Origin of the sequence: Pacificibacter sp. AS14, from assembly GCF_038899935.1 — a bacterium.
In the GTDB taxonomy this organism is placed as follows: Bacteria; Pseudomonadota; Alphaproteobacteria; order Rhodobacterales; family Rhodobacteraceae; genus Celeribacter.
The window spans coordinates 86,640-107,411 of record NZ_JBBMQI010000008.1; the positions used below are offsets into that span (position 1 = coordinate 86,640).

Consider the following 20,772-nt stretch of genomic DNA (forward strand, 5'->3'; position numbering starts at 1 on the left):
TCTTGGTTTTTGACGTTTATGCTATAAAAAACGCCGCCCCACATCGGGACGGCGTACTTTGGCTTGCCCTAATGGCGCTTACTTTTTGTCGTCTGGCAAAATACGCACAGCGCCTGTGGCCGCTGACGACGCAAAGGCTGCGTAGGCCTTGAGTGCTGTTGAGACGAAGCGCGGGCGATCCTCAGCAGGGCCCCATGGCAGTGCGCCAGCCGCTTCGCGGCGTTTTGCGATTTCCGCGTCCGAGATCGCCAAGTGGATTTTGCGGTTTGGAATGTCGATCTCAATCGGATCGCCATTTTGTACCAGACCAATCAACCCGCCTTCTGCCGCCTCAGGGGAAACGTGGCCGATCGACAGACCAGAGGTGCCGCCAGAGAACCGACCATCGGTAAGCAAAGCACATTTTTTGCCCAAGCCTTTGGACTTCAAATAAGACGTCGGGTAGAGCATCTCTTGCATGCCGGGGCCACCTTGTGGACCCTCAAAACGGATCACGACCACATCGCCAGATTCCACTTTGCGGGTCAAAATGCCATCCACAGCGTCGTCTTGGCTGTCGAACACATGGGCTTTGCCGTTGAACACAAGGTTGCTGTCGTCGACGCCCGCTGTTTTCACGATACAGCCATTTTCGGCCAAGTTGCCGAACAACACAGCCAAGCCACCTTCTTTTGAAAACGCGTGCTCCACAGAGCGCACAACACCGTTTTGGCGGTCGTCATCCAGCTCTTTGTAGCGGTTGTCGGTCGAGAAGGCTTGCGTGGTGCGCACGCCGCCAGGGGCCGCGCGATAGAAGGAATTGGTCTCAGGCGTGTTGGCAACTTTGATGTCCCATTTGGAAATCGCTTGCGCCATCGAATCGGAATGCACTGTCGGCACATCGCCATGCAGCAAGCCGCCACGGTGCAATTCGCCCAAAATTCCGAAAATACCACCTGCGCGGTGAATGTCTTCCATGTGCACGTTGATCGTGTTTGGCGCAACTTTACACAGGCAAGGCACTTTGCGTGACAGACGGTCGATATCGGCCATGGTGAAATTCACGCCGCCCTCATGGGCGATAGCCAATAGGTGCAAAATGGTGTTGGTCGATCCGCCCATAGCGATGTCCAAAGACATGGCGTTTTCAAAGGCGTCAAAGCTGGCGATGTCGCGTGGCAGCAAGCCCGGTTTTTCGTCCTCATAATGCGTTTTGGTGATCTCGACGATCTTGCGGCCCGCTTCCAAGAACAGGCGCTTGCGATCAATGTGCGTCGCCAAAGTGGACCCGTTGCCCGGCAACGCCAGACCCAAGGCTTCGGCCAAACAGTTCATAGAGTTCGCTGTAAACATACCAGAACAAGACCCGCAAGTCGGGCAGGCGTTTTCTTCGATTTCCTGAACTTGTGCGTCGGTGAATTTGTCATCGGCGGCAGCAACCATAGCGTCAACAAGATCGACTTTCATCTCAAGGTCATCGATGGTCACTTTACCAGCTTCCATCGGACCACCAGAGACGAAAATCACAGGGATGTTCAGGCGCATCGCAGCCATCATCATACCGGGGGTGATTTTATCGCAGTTGGAAATACAAACCATCGCATCAGCACAGTGGGCGTTGACCATGTATTCCACAGAGTCCGCGATCAATTCGCGCGAGGGCAGGGAATAAAGCATCCCGTCGTGGCCCATGGCGATACCGTCATCCACAGCGATGGTGTTGAACTCTTTGGCGACACCGCCAGCGTCTTCGATCTCACGGGCCACCATCTGACCGAGATCTTTCAGGTGCACGTGTCCGGGTACAAATTGCGTGAAGGAGTTTACAACAGCGATGATCGGTTTGCCGAAATCGCCGTCTTTCATACCTGTTGCACGCCAAAGACCGCGGGCACCTGCCATATTGCGACCATGTGTGGAGCGGCGGGATTTGTAATGAGGCATTTTGCTAACTTTCGTATTCGCGTGAGACGGAACCAAAGGTCCGGTGATGTGGAATGGGCAAGCGCCCAGATATTTGCAGGGATACATACGGGGTTTGGCAACGCATTTCCAGTTGGTACACCAAAATAGGATGCGTATACGTGATCCGCACGGCCTAACCCTTTACATTTAAATCTTTTTGATGCGCTTCAGCGTGTCGCCAAAGTCCAAAGATGGCTCTAGGGTGATCAGCTCTTTGCCTGCAGTCTCAGGATTCGCTGAACGATCGGCGATAATTTGCGCCGCAGCGCGGCCAATTTCGACGCGACAAGCGTCCATCGTGGCAAGCTGGCGTGGTAGACCATCAAGGAATTCGATGCCATTAAAGCCCGCAAGACCGATCTGGCCCGGCACGTCGATATTGTTGTCGAGGCAATACAGTAAACCGCCTGCGCCGATCATGTCGTTTGAGTAATACAAAAAATCTAGGTCAGGCGTGCGACTCAGAATGGTCTCTGTCATCTCGCGGCCTTTGGCCAAAGCTGATCCGCCAGAATAGAATTCTTGATCAGCCACTTCCAAACCTGCTTTGGCAAGCGCTTCGGTGAAGCCCTCAAATCGTTTGCGGGCGCGGTGATCAAGCGGCATTTTTGTGCCCAGAAAACCGATTTTTTTATAACCAGCGTCGACAATCGCTTGGGCCATTTTGCGACCCGCGCGGCGGTGCGAAATCCCAACCGCGGCATCAACGGCATCGCCATCTGTATCCATGATCTCTACGATCGGAATGCCGGCAGCTCCAAGCATCGCTTTGGCAGCTTCGGTGTGCTCTAATCCCGCAATGATCACGCCCGATGGGCGCCATGACAGCATTTCATACAACACAGCCTCTTCGCGTTCGGGCTTGTAATGCGTGACACCGACCACCGGTTGCAGCTCTGTGTCGTCCAAAATTTCTGAGATGCCCGTCATGACCTCTGGAAAGACCATGTTGGACAACGAAGGGATGATCACGGCCACCAAATTGACGCGTGACGAGGCCAAAGATCCTGCAATTTTGTTGGGCACATAGCCAAGTTCGCGTGCAGCGACCAGCACTTTTTCGCGCGTGGTTTCAGACACATCACCACGATTGCGTAACACGCGGCTTACAGTCATTTCAGACACGCCAGATACCTCTGAGACGTCTCGTAACGTCAATGGGCGTTTGGGAATTGGTCTGATTGGCGTTTGCGTCATTGTGTGCGGGCCTCCACTACATTTTACACAGATGACCATACATGGAAAATCGGCCTTGTCCACGCGCGCCTATGTCGCTATGTTAACGCTAACAGGTCTGGAGTCGATGGTTCCAGTCTAAAAGAACATCCGAATCGTCCTGCAAGCTCTCTAACTCTCAGTGCGGTCTCGGATTTAGAGGGGGAGTGGTGGGCCAAATTCGCTCCCCCTTACCTATTTCATACAGTGATTTATTTCAGTTTGCTCCATCGCCGAGGCGATAGGCTTGCCTTTGGCGTCAACGCGAGTAAAACAAACCCGCATGGCCCCGTGGCTCAACTGGATAGAGCAGCCCCCTCCTAAGGGGCAGGTTATTGGTTCGAATCCAATCGGGGTCACCAAATCTGCCAATAAATACAGGGCATTACGCCCTATCCGTTTGCCCGCTTTGCAAGATCATGCAGAATTTTGCGGCTTCTGTACGGGAACATGTAAAGAACACCGGTACAAAACCCGTACAGGCCGTTCCAGTTTCTGTGGATGCCTGGCGACACCAAGAAAAGAAAAATCCCCGTTCGGCGGCAACCGAAACAGGGATTAAATCTCTTGCAAAAGCGTCCAGCTTTCAGGTTAACAGTAGCTCAAATTGGCTTTTCAAAGCAAATGGAAACTCTAGTGCCTGTCAGATGATGGCGGTTGCGGTATGAGCGCCACCTTTACACATCAGGGCCTACCAAGAGGAACGAAACCTTTTGATTTGCTAGATATCCTCCACAGCATCCGAAGTAGCCTTATTCGAGATGGCTGGGCGTGCTGCGTGGCCGCGCCCGCTCGCAAAGAAAAGCAGAAGTTTGCTGACGCGCGTTCGAAGGTATAATTGCCGAAATGAAACCATTAACGGCTCTCTCGCGACAGTACGTTATTGGTATACTGATGCGACGCTACCTCTTTGGTATACCCTTGACTTGGCCCGTTTGCGTCACGCCATCAATCAGCACGAACATGATCGTGCACGGCTCTGTTCCACGGTTGGCCCAAGCGTGATTTGTGCCGCGTTGAACCACCACATCGCCTGCCTTCAGCAGCACGTCATCCTCTTCATTGTCCATCACCATCCAGATTTCACCGTTCATCACGATGCCATAATCGACACTATCGGTCCGGTGCATCCACGGATGACGCCCGCCTTGAACGATATTTGCGCCCGCGCCCATTTCGGCAAACGCCGCCGCCCCGTCTTCGCTGGACAGTTTGGCCATGACTTCCGGGTCTTCGGGCATGAATTCCACGCAACGGAACACCGATCCGTGTGATGGCGGGTGCAGGATGAAATCGCCCTCGCAGGTCTCGGTCGGGCCATCGTATTGGGCAGGGGTCTCATGGGTCAGCCAGAAATTCGTCAGCCGCACGCCGGGGCGGTTGGGGCGCTCAAGCTGTTGGGTCGCGATCTGGTCGCTTTCGATGATGGCTGTGCCTGTGGCGTCGTGGCCGGTGACAACGCGGCGGTAGTCTTTGTGTTTCATGTGGCGGTCTCTGGTTTTGGGGTGGCTTGTTTGGTGCGGTCGAGCATGATGATGCCTGCGAACAGAACAACGCCGATCAGCGCGGATAGCCAGCCTTGGAACAACAGGCACAGGCCTGCGACGGCGACCCCGATGCGAAGAAGGGCGGACAACCGGCCCGTCAGGCAGCCGATGATCGCAACCGCAATCGCAAAGGTGCCCACGGATGCGGTGCCCACGGCCATGATGTTTTCAATCCAAGTGCCGCCCATCAATAGTCCGGGGCCGTAAACGAAGGCAAACGGCAGCACAAACGACGTCGCCGCATAGGCCGCAGCCGTCCAGCCGACTTTGTTCACATTCGCCCCCGCGATTCCGCCTGCGACATAGGACGCAAGCGCCACGGGTGGCGTGATCGTCGAGATACAGCCGTAGTAGAACACAAAGAAATGCGCGGTCAGGGCTGGTACGCCAAGCTTGACCAGCGCAGGCGCCACGACCGTGGCAAGGATCAGATAGGCCGCAGTTGTCGGCAGCCCCATACCGAGGATGATCGACGTGATCATCGTAAAGAACAGCGCGAGGAACAGATACCCGCCAGACGCCACATCGATCAGCGTCGCGATCTTGGACCCAAGTCCGGTTACCCCAAGCACGCCTGCGATGATCCCCGCCGCCGCACAGGCCGCAGAAATCGTGACGACAGACCGCGCCCCCTCCGAGATTGAGCGGATCAGCTTTTCCGCGAACACTTTGTCGATTTTGCGTTTCCAGACAATGTCACCCGCGATCAAAACGACCATCGCCCAAAGCGAGGCCTTGAAAGGGGAATAGCCCATCAGCATCATCGTGATCAGCGTGCCGAAGGCCCCAATAAACGGCCCGCCCTTGATCAGGACGGACGACAGCGGTTCCTCGCTCGCGCTTTGGCCCGCGTTGGGTGCGATGCCGGATTTCGTGGCCTGCAAGTGGACAACCGCAAAGGCCGATCCGAAAAACAGCAGGGCAGGCAGGATTGCCGCCGCCATTACAGCGGTGTAGGGCACGCCCACAATTTCGGCCATGATAAACGCCGCAGCCCCCATCACAGGCGGCATGATCTGCCCCCCCGTCGAGGCGACAGCCTCAATCGCGGCGGCTTGGTGCGGGGCATAGCCCTCGCGTTTCATGATCGGGATTGTGACCGTTCCGGTGACAGCTACGTTGCCCGCCGCAGACCCGCTGACCATGCCGATCAGGGTCGAGAACAGTACGGCAGATTTGGCAGAGGCCGCGCGAAGTCCGCGCGTAGAGCGCACCGACAGCTCAAAGAAGAAATCACCCGCCCCGAAGTTCGACAGCAGCGCGCCGAAAATCGTGAACACGATGATATAGGTCGCGGCCACGCCAACGGGAATGCCGTAGATTCCTTGTGTGTCGGTTGTCAGGACAATGACGATCCGGTGCAGGGTCGATCCGCGCCCCTCTAACACACCCGGTAAATACGGGGCAAGAAAGGGGTATAGGAAAAAGACCAGCGTGATGGAGGCGAGGATAAGGCCGATGCCACGGCGGGCGGCCTCGAACACGATAAGCAACAAGACAATGCCTGCGTAAAAATCGGTCTGGTTCGTGATGCCGCCGCTAAAGGCGATGGGTTTCCAACGGCTGAGCAGCCAGAGGCTTGCGATGACAAGTGCGGACACGAGGATTAGCGATATAAGACTGTTTAGCTTGGTGCCCGCAAGGTTTTCAGAGGCAGGTTTGATCACAAACAACAGCGACAAGGCCAGCATCACATGGGTGATCCGCATTGGCATCGTCGAGATCGCAAAAAACCCAGAGACAACCATCAAATGATAGGCCCCCAAGACAAATCCGGCAATGAAAATTGCGTTTTGAACTGTGAAGTGTCGTGTCATGTCCTGCCCCTTGTCATCCGTTTGGGGCGCCCCAAACGGTGTCGCGTTACTGTCAAGTTATTGGCCGTCGAAATAGGCCTGTGCGCCGGGGTGCAAGGGGATTGCAAGGTTCAACGACATCGCAGGATCTATCTGGCGCGCGTTCGCGTTCTCGGCCTGCAGTTCTGCGAGGTTGTCAAAGATGGCGGCCGTGACGGCCTCAACCGTTGCTGCATCCAAATCATTGGGGGCGACCAGCATGTTGTTCACGCCGATCAGCATTCCGGCCTCTTCGGTGCCATAGACATCAGCGGGCACTTCAACTTCGACATAGGCACTGTTGGCCTCAACCGCCGCGTCCAACATACCGTCGGAGAATTTGATAAACCGCAGATCGGACCCCGCAGCTGCCTGCATCAACGCGCCAGCCGGAAAGCCGGACAGGGCAAGGGCTGCGTCAACGGTTCCGTCGGTCAGCTGGCTAAAACCGTCAGAATAAGAGACGAAGCTTGGCGTGATATCCTCAATACTCATATCATGGAGCGGGAACAGGAAGTTGACGAACCCCAATGTGCCGCCGCCCGCCGGGCCAACGGCCACGCTTTTGCCGCGCAGGTCTTCGAATGTCTGAATGTCGCTATCGGCCAGAACGACCATGTGCAGCACAGACGGGTGCAATGCTGCGACAGCACCAATATCAATCGGGCCCGTGGCCGTGTAGGGACCGATGCCTTTGGTCGCCAGAACCGCAAGATTGTTGTTGGTGATCGCAATTTCGACCTCGCCGCTGGCGATGAGATTTGGGTTCTGGACAGACCCGCCTGTCACAATCGGGACCATCGTAATGTCGTTGCCTGCATGTTCATTAACAACATTCGAAATGCTCTGACCCATGGGGTAGAATGCACCACCGAGCGAAGCCGTTCCAATACGGAGCTCCTCGGCTGATGCAGCCGCGCCAAGCGATACCACGAATGTCGCCGCGACGAGTGTACGGATTGAATTAGTCATTGAAACCTCCCAGTGTTCTCTGCAAGAAAAACCTATTTTTTTGGTTTTGTATACAAAAAAACGATAAATTTAAGAGCGCTGGTACGCCCGCTAGCGGATCAAAACACAATACTCAAAGTTATTTCATTGTCCCGTCAACGGCCTACGCCCTGATACGCGGACGCGTCGAGCAGCAAAGCTGTCATTATAAACAAGGCCACTGCACCTTGTCGCAACAAAGACTGACGACGATAGCAGACATTCCAAACCGCATCACCAACGGCAGAAAAGTCCCGCGAAGCAGACCTCGGGGCTGGCTGCGGCGAATGACCGGTTGGCCATACTGGATCTCCGTCATAGCAAACATTGCTCGAAAGAGACCGATACTAAACCGTCACAAGATCAAACGCACCTCTATGTGACGGGCCTAGATGCGGCTGAAATCCTTTTTTCCGATCATTGCTGAACCAGATCATCGAAGATGGCGCGTGAAGTCTGGCTGCGATCTAAAAGAACTTGGGCTGCTGATATTGTAATGCGGTTCTCGAGTGCGGGAAGCGGAGTTTCGTCTATGAAATGATCTGCTGCTGTTGCGAATTTTTTATCTTCTGAGGATGAAAGTCTTTCCCAGTCCTCAGCAAGAAAATTAGCGTCATCTGCGGCGATCCTTTGGTCCGCAATTTCGAATTCTTCTGCGGCCATTTTTGGCATTTCTAAACCCAAGTATAGCTCAGCGCGCATAAGTGCAGCTTCTTGCCCTTCGATGCCAACTAGATAGGTAATTGCATCTGTTTGATTGCCATTTTGCATGGCGATCTGACCTAAAATCATACGTTCACTGTCGGTTAAATCATCATCAAAGACCGCAAAACGAGAGGCTAAATCTGCAAAACCGATGGACAACATGCGTCGGGCAATTTGAGATTTTGTTTCATCCGTTAAAAGTTGATTTGCTCCATTGTCCGCTAATGACAGCGCTTCTCGAGCAAAAGCTAAGTCATCAAAATCCGATGTGAACTTAGTAGCAGCTACATTTATCAGTTTTGCTAGATCAATAGAGGTAAGCAAATTTTGAGTATTCGGGCGCGCCAATGCTTGGAGTGCTACATCGGGGTCTCCTGAAAAAATTCTGGCTACAATAGAAGCTCTAGCTAACGCCCCTTCCAAGGGCGTTCCGCGGTGCTCAATCATGAGCACTTCTGCAAGCTCGGCGGTTTTCTGATCAATGCTCCTATTCTGTTCAGCAAGTAGGTCAATAGAGCGAATTAGGGCTTCAGTGGCCGATGGTCCGTCTTCTTTAGAGATGTCGGTAAGTGTCAAAATCGCTTGATCTATATCACCATCTGCAAGTTGCATTTCGGCAGATAGTAAATCAAACGCGTCGCCATGTATCGCTTCCACACGAGACAGCGCATTTTGGATAATTTTTGCGGATTTGACATCACCGATTGCTAAAAAGCGTTCGGATAATGTAGGCCCTAAGTGCTGCCGTAAGTGTAGCGGCAGGCCTGAAAAATAGGAGGCGACTTGCTTGCTTGGAATGGCGTTTTCACGACTTAGATCTTCGCGTGCAGCAATCGCCCAAAACGCAGTTGCGCCAGGACATTGAGAAAACTGAGATAGCAACCCGTATGACGTGCTATGACCTTCATCCATCACATCAGCGATAAGCCTTAAAAACTGGGCGTTCGAAGCGAAAACGCCAAACTCGTCCAAAACCATTTTAGCTTCCGCTCCAAACGACAAGTATAAATAGTACTTTGCGAGTTTTTCGACACCTTTAGTAAGCGACTGGTCGAATTCCCCAAGCACCAAGCTGCGGAACTCAGACAACATTAGCCCATCCTGAGGTGGTTCGCCCCAAGTTTCGATGGCAAGTTCATTTTCAGGAGGGCATGAGAATTCGATCATATCAGCTTGTGATGACGTCGATAGTTTCTGATCGCGGTCTATCGCTGTTCGCACTCGAACATGCATTTTATCTTTGATCTCTGGCTTAAGAGGCAATGTCGGCGCCTGGGGCTCAACAACAGGTGTAGGCGTGTTGTGCAGCCGATTTGTTGCTTCGACCACCTTCTCTTTGTCAGGTAGGTCAGCTTTTAGTAACCCTTGTGAGACTGCGCGACTAATTTGACCAAATAGGGCGCCCTCCATTTCACGGACACGCAAACTCTGTTGCCCCAATGGATCAAGGTTGGGTGAAAAATACTCATTTTCAATTGGTTGAGATATGTATGCGTTCACTAAGTTTGGGAGAGTTGACGTTAGTGCACCGTTCGCCATTTCGTTAAACATTCGCAAGTTTGGAAGTGTTGTGTTTGCCGTCAAAAGTGCAGTTACTGCAGCGCTTTCATCTTCAACTCTAGTATCTGTTTGCGTTTGTTCCACTGGAAGTTCAAACTTTGAGCCAACTGAGGCTGGCCCATCTTTTATGTCTACAACCAGCCGGCCTGCTCGGAGATCAAAAGCATCCAGATGGAAGCCGGGTTTCGTAAAGATCTTTAAAGTGCCGTCAGGGCCGGGTTCCAATTTCACAATGCGTGTTTTAGGAATAAAATTGAAGATTTTAGTCATGTTGTAATCATGACTTCCGGAGGCCGTCTCGAGAATATAACCTTCATCGAAACGGCTGATGTTCCACTCTTCGGCATCGGGATATTGAAAAACGAGTCGCGAAAAGTCGGCATGCTCGCCTGAAATTACGTTGATGGTCGCCGCGCGAAGGTATGCTGGGAACGTAAAAAAACTGATGATTATTAAAACGCGGATCATGCGGCTTCTGATTTAACCTCTTTTAGAGCTTCCTCTAACTCTGCAAAGCTTGGACGGTAATGGCCTGGCGTATTTTGGCGTCCAACTTCAATACAAATATTCGTAGCGTGATTGTGTAAATTGGCAACGAGCACCTCTCTAATCAGTTGATAGAAGTGAGCATCTTCTTCGATGACAGACTTCATTTTTGCTGCAAATGGCCCAGCAAAGCCGTAGGCTAAAAACACACCCAAGAATGTCCCCACCAAAGCCCCACCAATCATTTTTCCCAAGATTTCTGGCGGTTGATCAATCGATGCCATCGTCTTGATAACCCCCAAAACCGCAGCAACAATTCCCAAGGCTGGAAGTCCGTCGCCGATCGCAGCCATCGCGTGGGAAGAGTGCATCGCGTGATGAAGATTTGCATCCATACGTTTCTCGAGGACCTCCTCAACTTGATGCGGATCATCGTAATTCATTGAGGCTGAGCGAAGGGTGTCGCAGGTCAACGCGATAGCTTCTTTGTCGGCAAGTATTTTTGGATACTTGCTGAAAATAGAAGAATTTTCAGGTGCCTCGATATGTTCTTCTAAGCCCACTGGGTTTTGACGTGCCAATCGGATAAGTTCAAAAAGCAGGCAAAGGAGATCCTTATAGTCCTCGGGGTGCCATTTAGTGCCCTTGAAAACCTTACCCATATCTTTCATGGTATGTTTAATTCCAGCCATATCATTTGAAATTGTGAATGCGCCCGCAGCAGCGCCGCCGATCATCATGAATTCAAAGGGCAATGCCTTTAAGATGAGGCCCATCTTACCGCCAGCGGCAATATAGCCACCAAACACCATCACGAAAATGATGACGATACCAACTATGCCAATCATATTGAACGCCCCTGTCTAACGAATCTGTAGGTTTAAATTTCGCACATGCGCATTAACAATTCGCTGACATTATTCGCGTGGAGCATTTGCATTTCGTCCCGCCAGAATGACGGAAATTGTATACGCCGTTTCAGGCTTCAACCCCGCCAGAACGGGTGCAGCGATATCGGACCGCATTCGGGCTAAGAATCCTGCGGCAAAATCAGGAGACATTTGTTCAAAAAGCGCAGCGGCATCTTTAGGTTTCATGCTCTCATAGACGGCCGTGAGTTTATCCAAATCATCTTGGGCAGCAGAGCTTGCGACAGTCATCGTTGCCGCCAATTGCTCTTCTGCTTTCTTCAATGCGGCTATGTTTTGAGCGAACTCTGCCTTTGCCAACTCGAAGGCTTTCATTTTTTGAGAGAGGGATTTTTCTTCAGCTGAAATTTTTATTTCTCTAGTTCGTAGACTTTTCAAAAGGGTTGCTGTGGCAGAGTCCGGTTCGCATGACTCGCCAAAAGTGTCGGCTTCGGTTGAATCTGCGGCACCTAGCTGAGACAGTTCGCGTGCTATAGCGGCACCAGTGCCTGACATTAAGCGCGCGCCCGCTGACATGATGAAAACAGCGGCTAGGATCAGCAAAGCACCGCGACCCGACCCGCGTTTTCTTTTCTTACCAACTTCCACGCGTTTTTCTTCGGTGCGGGTGTTCATTCTGCGGCCTCCACTTGAGCGCGGCGACTGAGGAAAAGAGTTTCTGACGGATCTTGTTCTTTGTTTTGCTTCGTCTCATTGTGGAGAGGCGAGGTTTGCGGTTGCGCGGGTGTCGGCAGATCATGCATTGAGGCCATTAAGAGCTCCAACCTTTTGGCCGCGTCTTCTGAGCGCGCTGTCAAATTTTCTAAATTTACGGCAGACCCCGCGGCGGTTTTTTGAGCCTTGGTCAGCATTTTTGTCATGTCATCGACCTGAGCTGACAGCACTGCTATAGCGCCGCCAACCCCTTTTTCGAGATCGGTAAAGCGGCTCAAACGTCGCGCCAGCACTATGCAATACACCGCAACGGAAAATGTACCTGCAATCATTAGAATATCTGCGATGAGTCTCATATCCGCCTCCTAATTAATAACAAATTCCATGATGAGGACGTCTTTGACTCGTCCTTCACCTGCAACAATTTGAAGTCGGCGCAACATTTGAGCCCTTAGTTTTACCAAAGCAGAGGGTGTTTCGAGTTCAGTTATGTCCACTGCTCTCAAGTAACCGTTCAGAACGTCGACGATTCGTGGCAAAAGGCTTTCAACTTCACTTTGATAATTCGAAGGCACCTCGATTTGAGCTTGAAACCTAAGGTGTCTATTTCCACTTCCCTGTCCCGCCAAATTGATGATCAGAGGTTCGATGGGCACAAATGCGACATCAGGAAGTGGATCCATTATCTCTTCTGCAAGCGCAGACAGTTCGTCTTCTGTAGGTTTTTGTGCGGGTGCAAACAGTAATCCTGAATACACAGCAAAAAATCCTCCGCCTCCAAGAGCCAGCATCAATAGGATGCCAACAATAAGAGGCAGTTTCGATTTCTTCTTTGGTTCTTCTTCGAGCTGTTCTTCATCAGCCATAGGTTTCGTCCACCAATTTCTTTGACGATTCCGTTTTAACCTGAATGTAGCTAACCGATTATTAAGGCTGTTCGATCAATCCTTGGACAACGACGAGGGCAGAAGCCCACACATCTAAGGAGTGACGTCTTGCAGCAGATTATTTCTGTTTGGTTCAATTTGGAGCCAAAACGCCGAGTTATTGTTATCGGTGCCACCCTGTTTATGTTCGCGGCGATCATAGGCTTGTCTCGGCTCGCGACCGCGCCAAGTATGACATTGCTGTATTCGGGGCTTGATTCTAGTGCCGCAGGTGAGGTCGTTCAGGCACTAGAAACACGGGGTGTTGCCTATGAAATTCGGGGCGGATCCATTTTTGTTGCCAATACCCAAAGGGATGAGCTGCGCATGACGCTCGCGTCAGATGGCTTGCCTGAAAATTCATCTAGTGGATACGAACTACTTGATTCTCTTACAGGTTTCGGCACGACATCACAGATGTTCGATGCCGCATACTGGCGAGCGAAAGAAGGCGAACTTGCTCGTACCATTGTGTCATCTGCACAAATTTCAACAGCGCGGGTCCATATTGCAAATCCTTCTGCTCAACCCTTTAAACGTCAAATTGCGGCGACGGCTTCTGTAACAGTTACAGCAAACTCGGGTAGTGTTTCTTCTGATCGCGCTAAAGCGCTGCGGTATCTTGTGGCATCGGCCGTCGCAGGTTTGTCTGCCGAAGATGTGTCTGTGATTGATGGTCGTAGCGGCGTTGTTATTTCAGGGGACGACCACGAATCAGGGTCGCCCCAAGGGACTGATCGCGAAAAAGAACTTAGACAAAATATTGAACGCCTTCTTGAAGCGCGTGTTGGTGTCGGTCGAGCTGTGGTCGAAGTGTCTGTCGAACATGAAACAGATCACGAAACAATCGTTGAAACCAAGTTTGATCCGGAGGGTCGCGTGGCGATCAGTTCTGAGACAGAAGAAAACAGCAATTCATCAACCGATAGTCGCGGCAATTCTGTAACCGTGGCTTCGAATCTGCCCGGCGGGGATGGGGCTGGCACTGGCGAGTCAAATTCTAACAACAGTGAGGTGCGTGAGCGCATCAATTACGAAGTTTCGGAAACACGTCGCGAATTTCAGCGTGGGCCAGGGGCGATAAAGCGCCTGACCGTTGCTGTTCTCGTTGATGGCATTCGCAGTCAAATTGAAGAGACCCAAGACGTTGCATGGGAGCCTCGCAGCGACGCTGAACTCGAGGCGCTGCGTGAACTCGTTGCGTCAACCGTAGGATTTGATGAGGCGCGCGGTGATATAATTACGATTAAAACTATGGAATTTCAACCCGTTGTCGTTGAGGGAACGATTGTACAAAGTTCGCTATTCTCAATGTCTGATCTCAATATCATGACAATTATTCAACTCGCGTTTCTTGCACTTGTGACAATTATTTTGGGCATGTTTGTTGTGCGACCGATATTTGCGACGCAAAGTGCAGAGCTTCCGGCGCCAAAACAGGCTGCCGGCCTACCTGCACCAACGGAGATTCAGGCCCCTTCGGTACAACAAACCATCCCTGTGGCAGAGATGCCGAATATGGGTGCCGCTGGGATGGCTCTTACCGGAGAGGTTTCCAATGGAGAATTCGAACTTCCGACATTGGGAGTGGTTTCGGACTTTGATTTTGGAGACGACGACTTTGGTATCTCCGCCGATCCAGTGAAAAGACTGAAAAAACTCATCGAAGATCGCCAAGAAGAAACGGTTGAGATCCTGCGTGGCTGGATGGAAGGCACTGAGGAGGATGCTTGATGAAACATTTATTTCCACTTGAGGATTTCGGAGTTTCTGAGAAGCTAAGTCGTCAGCGCGCACACATTTCTGTGGAGCCTGTGGTTCAAAAGGGCCCTGATCCCGCAGAGATTGAGGCCAATAGAATGGCCGCATATGAGCAAGGATACAAAGCTGGTTGGGATGATGCGGCACAAACTCAATCAGACGATCACAGTCGTATTGGAGCTGATTTTGCACGCAATTTACAGGATCTTGGTTTCACATTTCATGAGGCAAAGTCACATGTGATGAAGGCACTTGAGCCACTTTTGACCGAAATCGTATCAAAAGTTTTGCCCCAACTTATGTCAGAAACGCTTGGCCAAACAATTTTGGAAGAGCTGATTCCGTTTGCCGAAGAAATGTCTGATGCGCCAGTTCAAATCGTGGTTGCGCCTTCTGGACGGGCCGCTGTTGATGCCTTGATTGACACTTCCTTAACCATTCCATTGGAAATCATAGAAGAGCCTTCCCTCGCAGATGGTCAAGTCTATCTGCGTATGGGCGAATTGGAAAAGAAAATTGATATGGACGGCGCAATTGAACGCATCGGCAACGCAATCAAATCAGCTTATGCACTTAACGAAGAGGCAATGAAACATGGATGAGTCACAAGGTCTGGAACAAGGCCAGCAGAGTCCGTTCACACAGGTCCCGATAGAAATTACGATTTCGGTTGGCCGAGCGCGTCCTTTGATAAAGGATTTGCTAAACTTGCAATGCGATAGTGTCTTGCCTTTGGATCGTAGAATTGAGGATCCCGTTGAACTTTATATTGGTGACAAGCTTATTGCGCGTGGTGAATTGCAAGAGATGGATGGCGAGAACACTGGGCAGTTGGCTGTCCGTTTGACCGAGGTCGCTGACCTCAAAAATGGGCTTTAAGGTTTTGCGTTCATCGACATCTATTTTTGTGTTTGCCGCGTTAACCATGATTTTGGTTGAACCTTCCACTGCGCAGGACGTGTCGATCTCATTCGGCGATGACGCGTCCCTCGCAAACCGCTCGATTCAGTTAATGCTGCTGATCACGGTGCTTAGCCTTGTACCGGGTTTGGCCGTCATGGTGACTTGTTTTCCGTTTATTGTAACCGTGCTGTCTATTCTACGCCAAGCCTTAGGGCTGCAACAGGCGCCACCGAACATGCTTATCATCAGTTTGGCACTGTTTCTAACATACTTTGTTATGGAACCGGTGTTTGACCAAAGCTGGGCAACGGGCATTCAGCCGATGCTCGATGGTGACATTGATGTGGAAACGGCCTTTCCGTTGGTTATGGATCCATTTCGCGGGTTCATGACCAATCGAATAGACCCAACAACTTTTGGTCACCTGGCGGAACTACGTCCAGATTTTGCAAGTGTTGAGACAGTTACAGAGGATGCTCCGTTGTCTCTGCTTGTCCCGTCGTTTTTATTATCTGAGATTGAGAGAGCCTTTCAAATTGGTTTTTTGATTTATCTTCCGTTCCTTGTAATTGATCTCGTGGTCGCTGCTATCTTGATGTCCATGGGGATGATGATGGTGCCACCTGCTGTTGTATCCATGCCGTTCAAATTGGCGTTTTTTGTTGTTTCCGATGGCTGGGCTCTTGTCTCAAGTGCTTTGGTGCGCAGCTATTTCTAGCGAAGAACTTATCTTAGTGAATAAAGTATAAGCCTAAGATATATCGAAACTTTTCGATCAATTGGTTACCTATTGTAAACTATAACTCACATATTCTGAGAGCCTAGTCAGCAAGAAATGCGGTGGGCAAAATGACGTTAAATACGAGCAATTTTATGCGGGAACATACTTTGTTTGAATGGGTGCAGATCGGTGCGCCGCAGCCTTACATGGAACGCAATGTCGCGCTGAGGGCGTTGCGATGAAACTTACACTTAGCTCCATATTCCGGCCAACAATTTTACTTGCACTCGCTTTGATGGCCGTCATCGTAATGATGATTTTACCTGTGCCTGCATGGGTTCTCGATGTTGGTCTTGCGGCAAGTTTCGCGCTTGCAATTTTAATTTTTACAGTAGTCCTGTTCATCGAAAGACCGTTGGATTTTTCGGTCTTTCCCACAGTCCTACTCGCCAGTTTGATGCTGCGTCTGTCTTTGAATGTATCTTCGACCAAGCTCATAATCGGTCAGGGGCACACCGGAACAAGTGCGGCTGGCAATGTCATCGAAGGCTTTGCGAGTTTCGTGATGGGGGGCTCGGTACTCTTGGGCTTGGTTGTCTTTATCGTCTTGTTGATTGTGAACTTTATGGTGATCACCAAAGGCGCTGGGCGCATGGCCGAAGTGGGCGCGCGTTTCGCACTTGATGGTATGCCTGGCAAGCAGCTTGCGATTGATGCCGACATGTCGGCTGGTGCCATTTCTCATGAAGAAGCCAAAGAGCGACGCGAGCGAGAGCTTGCGGAAACAACATTTTTCGGGTCATTGGACGGGGCATCAAAGTTTGTCAAAGGCGATGCTGTCGCGGGACTTTTGATAACCTTGATGAACATTGTCATGGGGCTTGTTATTGGTATCGTAGTTCATGGAATGCCGGCGGGACAAGCATTTGAAACATATGCGATTTTGACCGTCGGTGATGGGCTTGTAAGTCAAATTCCATCCGTCATCATTTCCATTGCCGCAGCCCTTCTTTTGGCGAAAGGCGGCGCAAGCGGATCGGTTGATCTCGCGCTTTTCAAGCAACTCGGTCGCTATCCACCAGCGCTTATAACTGTTGGGATTTTAATGGGGCTTTTCGCCCTCGTTCCAGGCTTGCCATTTTTCCCGTTTATGGCTGGGGCTGGCGGGTTATGTGCTGCAGGTTGGTTTGTTGCAAAAAAAGATCGAGATTTAGCACACACTGCTGCAAATCCCCCCGCTGTTATTCCCGAGGAAGTGAAAGAATCCCTTGGCGATATCTTGGATTTGGATGACATCCATGTTGAGTTCGCGCCCGATTTGGTTGCGATGGTACTCGATCCGCAAACAGGGCTGGATGCGCGGATTACAAATATGCGCAATCACGTAGCCACCGTGTTTGGACTGATTTTACCGGAAATAAGATTGACCGATGATCCCACTCTTCCGGCAGGAAGTTATGTTGTTCGCATTCAGGGCGTCGAGCAAGCACGGGATCAGTTGCGGCCAGATTTGGCTTTGGCCCTTCTGTCGGGTGATACCACGGGCTTCCCTCTTGGCGAAGACGTGAAGGAACCCGTGTATGGCGCGCCAGCGCGATGGGTTACCGACGATCAAAAAGAAGAAATGTCTTTGTTGGGGTGCACTGTTGTGTCGCCTACGGAAGTTTTGGCCACCCATTTACTCGAAGTCATCAAACGAAACTTCCAACGCCTGCTAACCATGCGAACCTTGCGACGTCTTCTTGATGAAATGACGAATTTATCTGATCAGTCTCGATCAGAGTCTAACCAACGTTTACTGGACGATCTCGTGCCTGAAAAAGTGCCCATGGATTTGCTGCTATCGATTTTACGTCTTTTGCTCGAAGAGCGCGTTTCCATTCGCAACTTAACGCTGATTTTGGAAGCCATTTCTGAAGCACGGGGCGCACATGCGACCCCTGAATCCATTTGCGAACATGTGCGGCACCGTCTTGGGTTCCAATTGATTTCTGAAATCAAACGTGCTGACGGAACTTTGCCTTTGTTGCAACTGGCGCCTGAATGGGAGGAAAAGTTTGCGACCTACCAAATCGAAGGTGAACGGGGGCAATCTGACGTTGCCTTACCTCCGAGTGAGTTCAATAGGCTCGCGAAATCCATGGCCGATAAGATTGCCAAGGCTGGCGAAACAGGTATCTACCCTGCAATCGTCACATCAACACGCCGCCGTCGTTTCTTGAAAACAGTCCTGTCGGCGCAAGGGATTCAGAATCCTGTATTCTCTTTTGAAGAAATCGGGACAGAGGCGCGCCCTTCATTGGTTGGGCTTGTTCCCGCATGATGGAGTTCATTCCTTCCACGTTCGGGGTATCCCAAGATGCATTGACGATCGCGTTTTTGGTTTTTTTGCGCGTGGGAGCCATGATGGCCGTGTTGCCGGCCTTTGGGGAGCGCAGCATCCCTCAGAACATTCGTTTGGCTTTAACCTTATGCTTTACTATTATTGTTGCGCCTGTTGTTAGCGCAGATCTTATTCCACTTGCATCTGAACAAGGCATCATTGGGCGCGGCTTGGCGACTGAAGTTTTGGCGGGGTTAGCGGTTGGAATTGTTTTACGCATTTTCGTTATGATCCTTGAAATGGCGGGCGCGATGATTGCGCAGTCGACCTCATTGTCGCAAATGTTCGGTGGCGGCGCAGTCGATGCTCAGCCTGTGGTTGGTCACATGCTTTTGGTCGGAGGGCTAGCGCTCGCCGCGAAGCTTGATTTACATGTGCGCGTTGTTGAGATTCTCATTATGTCTTATGACTATGTGCCCGCGGGGACATTCATTGGTGCCGGTGATTTGTCTGAGTGGGGTTTGCAGCACATTCGTACAGGGTTCTCGATGGCGTTTTCCCTGTCCGCGCCCTTTGTTATTGCCTCATTGGTGTACAATGTTGCACTTGGGGTCATTAATCGAGCGATGCCACAGCTTATGGTCGCCATGGTTGGCGCACCTGCCATCACACTAGGCGGTATGGTTCTGATGTTGATTACCCTGCCGTTGTTGCTTCAAATTTGGCGGCGTGGTTTTGATTTGCTCTTGATGAACCCCTTTGGTGTGTTCTGATGGCAGAGGGTGAAGATGACGACGACAAGCAATACGAACCAACACAAAAGAAACTCGATGACGCACGCAAAAAAGGTGAGATTCCTCAATCTGCCGACCTTGTTACCTCTGCAGCTTATATGGGGTTTATTGGCGTCGGAGTAATCTTTGGTGGCAGCTCGCTCACCAATCTTGGCACGGTTTTGCAAGAGTTATTGGAAAAGTCGGATAGCCTGTCTACGGAATGGTTCTCCGGCTCTGGAACTGTTCTTGGTGGCGAAGTACTGCTTTTTGTCGCTAGTTCGCTTTTACCTTGGTTTGTGGTGCCTGCGTTGGCGGCAATGACCGTTATAATTGCAACTCGGTCTTTGGTGTTTGCTCCAAGCAAAATTGAACCGAAGCTGAGTAAAATTTCGATTATTTCAAACACTAAAAATAAGTACGGACGAAAGGGATTGTTTGAGTTTGCCAAAAGCTTTTTCAAACTCACGGTCTACTCAATCGTACTCGGCGTTTACTTGGTCAAAAAAGTACCGGTGATTTTGGCGACTATGTCACTTAGCCCAGGCATGGTGACTGTGATGCTATTGGAGTTGTGTTTGGGATTTATGCTGATCGTGCTTGTTATTTCGATGACGATTGGAGGGGTCGATTACCTATTTCAATCGGCCGAGCACACACGCAAACACCGCATGTCGCGCAAGGAAATGACGGATGAATCAAAAGACCAAGAAGGCGACCCGCACGCAAAGCAAAAAAGACGGCAACGCGGACAAGAAATTGCGCTCAATCAAATGTTGGGCGATGTTCCTAAAGCTGACGTCATTGTTGTTAACCCGACGCATTATGCGGTTGCCCTAAAATGGGACAAGTTGCGGGGCGGTGCACCCATTTGTGTGGCAAAAGGCGTTGACGATGTCGCTGCCAAAATGCGCGAGATAGCCAACGAAAATTCAATCCCTATTCACCGCGACCCGCCAACCGCGCGCGCGCTTTATGCGGCTATTGAGATCGGTTCAGAAATCTGGCCAGAGCACTATAAAGCTGTTGCCGCTTCGATCCGGTTTGCAGAGACCATGCGCGCCAAAATGAAAAGCAGATTTGGTAAAAGACGATGAGCGATAACCTGATTAAGATTCAGCAACTTCAATCTTTGGCCGAGTTGAAACTCAACACGGAACGTGCACGCCTCAAAGGTATTGCCCGCGAAGAAGATGGACCAAATGCGGTTCTTCAGGAAATTTTACAAGAAAAACAACATTATGGAAACATGTTTGGGGCAGAGGTTGCACAATCAACACGGGCTGGGATGGATGGCAAATGGCGGGTCTGGGCCGAGCGAAAAACGCTTGCTGCGATGCTAGAACTCGCGCGCATCGCCAAAAAGCGAGAAGATCAGTTGCTTGTCACCAATCAAGCCTTCGGCCGTACCGAAGCTTTGAAAGCTATCGTGAAAAAGGCCAAAGAAGCTCAGAAAAAGTAACCCTATCCACACCAGTTTTGGGTGTTTATTGGGTCACT

Annotated in this window: 18 protein-coding genes and 1 tRNA gene; 9 read left to right on the plus strand and 10 right to left on the minus strand. The window is 51.0% G+C overall.

From position 1 onward, the window contains the following. Positions 1-78: 78 nt before the first annotated feature. Positions 79-1,923 (minus strand): dihydroxy-acid dehydratase, encoded by a 1,845-nt coding sequence (gene ilvD / locus WNY38_RS09910; protein WP_342857178.1) that lies wholly within the window; start codon positions 1,921-1,923, stop codon positions 79-81. A 168-nt stretch (positions 1,924-2,091) separates the two neighbouring features. After that, positions 2,092-3,141: a LacI family DNA-binding transcriptional regulator gene (locus WNY38_RS09915; RefSeq protein ID WP_342857179.1), complete on the minus strand. Its 1,050-nt coding sequence runs from the start codon at positions 3,139-3,141 to the stop codon at positions 2,092-2,094. Between the two features lie 303 nt (positions 3,142-3,444). Here WNY38_RS09915 and WNY38_RS09920 point away from each other — a divergent pair. After that, positions 3,445-3,521 (plus strand) — tRNA-Arg (locus WNY38_RS09920). A 540-nt stretch (positions 3,522-4,061) separates the two neighbouring features. Here WNY38_RS09920 and WNY38_RS09925 read toward each other — a convergent pair. From WNY38_RS09925 to WNY38_RS09960, 8 genes are all read right to left on the minus strand, one after another. After that, positions 4,062-4,643 carry a cupin domain-containing protein gene (locus WNY38_RS09925; protein ID WP_342857180.1) on the minus strand — a complete coding sequence of 194 codons (582 nt, stop codon included), beginning with the start codon at positions 4,641-4,643 and terminating at the stop codon, positions 4,062-4,064. Further along, a complete protein-coding gene (locus WNY38_RS09930) occupies positions 4,640-6,523 on the minus strand; it encodes a TRAP transporter fused permease subunit (protein ID WP_342857181.1) in 1,884 nt (627 codons plus the stop codon). The genes WNY38_RS09925 and WNY38_RS09930 overlap by 4 nt, the downstream gene beginning before the upstream one ends. Before the next feature lie 57 nt (positions 6,524-6,580). After that, entirely contained in the window at positions 6,581-7,513 is a 933-nt protein-coding gene (locus tag WNY38_RS09935) for a TAXI family TRAP transporter solute-binding subunit (protein ID WP_342857182.1), read from the minus strand. Positions 7,514-7,948: 435 nt separating this feature from the next. Further along, positions 7,949-10,264, minus strand: a complete 2,316-nt coding sequence (locus WNY38_RS09940) for a hypothetical protein (RefSeq protein ID WP_342857183.1) — start codon at positions 10,262-10,264, stop codon at positions 7,949-7,951. Further along, entirely contained in the window at positions 10,261-11,130 is an 870-nt protein-coding gene (gene motA, locus WNY38_RS09945) for a flagellar motor stator protein MotA (RefSeq protein WP_342857184.1), read from the minus strand. The genes WNY38_RS09940 and motA overlap by 4 nt, the downstream gene beginning before the upstream one ends. 69 nt (positions 11,131-11,199) lie before the next feature. Beyond that, a complete protein-coding gene (locus tag WNY38_RS09950) occupies positions 11,200-11,826 on the minus strand; it encodes a hypothetical protein (protein WP_342857185.1) in 627 nt (208 codons plus the stop codon). Further along, positions 11,823-12,221 (minus strand): hypothetical protein, encoded by a 399-nt coding sequence (locus WNY38_RS09955; protein WP_342857186.1) that lies wholly within the window; start codon positions 12,219-12,221, stop codon positions 11,823-11,825. Before WNY38_RS09955 ends, WNY38_RS09950 begins: the two co-directional genes overlap by 4 nt. Positions 12,222-12,230: 9 nt before the next feature. Next, complete coding sequence (locus WNY38_RS09960; protein ID WP_342857187.1) at positions 12,231-12,731, minus strand: flagellar basal body-associated FliL family protein; 501 nt, start codon at positions 12,729-12,731, stop codon at positions 12,231-12,233. Positions 12,732-12,860: 129 nt separating this feature from the next. On the opposite strand from WNY38_RS09960, the gene fliF reads away from it, so the two are divergent. From fliF to WNY38_RS10000, 8 genes are all read left to right on the plus strand, one after another. Continuing rightward, positions 12,861-14,525 (plus strand): flagellar basal-body MS-ring/collar protein FliF, encoded by a 1,665-nt coding sequence (gene fliF / locus WNY38_RS09965; protein WP_342857188.1) that lies wholly within the window; start codon positions 12,861-12,863, stop codon positions 14,523-14,525. Further along, positions 14,525-15,154, plus strand: coding sequence for a flagellar biosynthesis protein (locus tag WNY38_RS09970; protein ID WP_342857189.1), 630 nt, complete (start codon positions 14,525-14,527; stop codon positions 15,152-15,154). Before fliF ends, WNY38_RS09970 begins: the two co-directional genes overlap by 1 nt. Continuing rightward, positions 15,147-15,431 (plus strand): FliM/FliN family flagellar motor C-terminal domain-containing protein, encoded by a 285-nt coding sequence (locus WNY38_RS09975; protein WP_342857190.1) that lies wholly within the window; start codon positions 15,147-15,149, stop codon positions 15,429-15,431. The genes WNY38_RS09970 and WNY38_RS09975 overlap by 8 nt, the downstream gene beginning before the upstream one ends. Before the next feature lie 46 nt (positions 15,432-15,477). After that, entirely contained in the window at positions 15,478-16,173 is a 696-nt protein-coding gene (gene fliP, locus WNY38_RS09980; protein WP_342857228.1) for a flagellar type III secretion system pore protein FliP, read from the plus strand. A gap of 241 nt (positions 16,174-16,414) precedes the next feature. Beyond that, positions 16,415-18,499, plus strand: a complete 2,085-nt coding sequence (flhA, locus tag WNY38_RS09985; protein WP_342857191.1) for a flagellar biosynthesis protein FlhA — start codon at positions 16,415-16,417, stop codon at positions 18,497-18,499. Continuing rightward, entirely contained in the window at positions 18,496-19,272 is a 777-nt protein-coding gene (locus tag WNY38_RS09990) for a flagellar biosynthetic protein FliR (RefSeq protein WP_342857192.1), read from the plus strand. Before flhA ends, WNY38_RS09990 begins: the two co-directional genes overlap by 4 nt. After that, positions 19,272-20,369: a flagellar type III secretion system protein FlhB gene (locus tag WNY38_RS09995; RefSeq protein ID WP_342857193.1), complete on the plus strand. Its 1,098-nt coding sequence runs from the start codon at positions 19,272-19,274 to the stop codon at positions 20,367-20,369. Before WNY38_RS09990 ends, WNY38_RS09995 begins: the two co-directional genes overlap by 1 nt. Next, the gene (locus WNY38_RS10000) at positions 20,366-20,734 is read left to right on the plus strand and encodes a hypothetical protein (protein WP_342857194.1); all 369 of its coding nucleotides are present in this window, start codon (positions 20,366-20,368) and stop codon (positions 20,732-20,734) included. The genes WNY38_RS09995 and WNY38_RS10000 overlap by 4 nt, the downstream gene beginning before the upstream one ends. The last annotated feature ends 38 nt before the right edge of the window (positions 20,735-20,772 follow it).